Here is an 893-nt window from a genome sequence, read left to right as displayed (position 1 = left end):
CGTCATCCACTTTCACATAAAAGGTTTCAGTTGCAATTTGTCCTTGAGACAATGCTTGGGTGGCAGGATTTGAATGATCGAGTTTATATTCCCATTTGCCTGTTTGCGCATTGACGCTAATGCTACCAAATGCTCCTTGGCCGCTACCTTGGATACTCCAGGCATGCACATCATTTGCATCAAGGTCATGGACACGAAGTTGACCTGATGTCGTGCCAACTTGGTCTTCGGTTACAGCGCCACTCGCTGTACCAGAAATAGTTGGGCGATCGTTGCTTCCGACCACATCGACAAGCACTCTCTGAGTAGTGATGCCTCCATTGCCATCATCAACGCTTACATAAAATACTTCTTTGACGATTTGCCCTTGGCTGAGCGCTTGGGTTGCTAAATTTGAGTTATCAAGCGTGTATGTCCATTGACCGTTCTTTGCATCAATATTAAAGCTGCCATAGCTACCTGTTCCCGAGCTATTCATCAACCAAATGTGAGTATCTCCAGCATCCACATCGCGGACGTTTAAACGTCCGCTTTTGGTCAGCAGAGCGTCTTCGGTTACAGTGCCTTGAGTTGTTCCACTTATGATCGGAGTATCGTTCGTTCCATCGATTGTGATAGTGACTGATTGCGGCACAACGCCGCCTTTCCCGTCATCGACATTGACGATAAATGACTCGGTGACCGTTTGGCCGAAAGCCAAAGACTGTGTTGCTTGGCTTGTTTTATCTAGGGTGTATATCCATTTTCCAGTCTGCGTATCAATCGACAGCGAACCATAATTGCCCTGCCCTGTTCCAGAGACAGACCAGGTGTGTGAATCCAGTGTATCCACGTCCGAAACGTTTAACTGCCCCGATACGTTCTTCAGCACATCTTCAACAACGGATCCTGTT

General features: G+C 47.3%; 1 protein-coding gene. It reads right to left on the bottom strand.

Going from position 1 to position 893, the window contains the following annotated elements:
- A partial coding sequence (locus A3739_RS03390; RefSeq protein WP_197472010.1) for a VCBS domain-containing protein occupies nt 1–893 on the bottom strand: 893 nt, incomplete at both ends.

It is taken from the genome of Oleiphilus sp. HI0067 (assembly GCF_001635735.1).
Note: the sequence above shows the minus strand (reverse complement) of the source record. Positions and strands in the feature narration are given on the sequence as shown.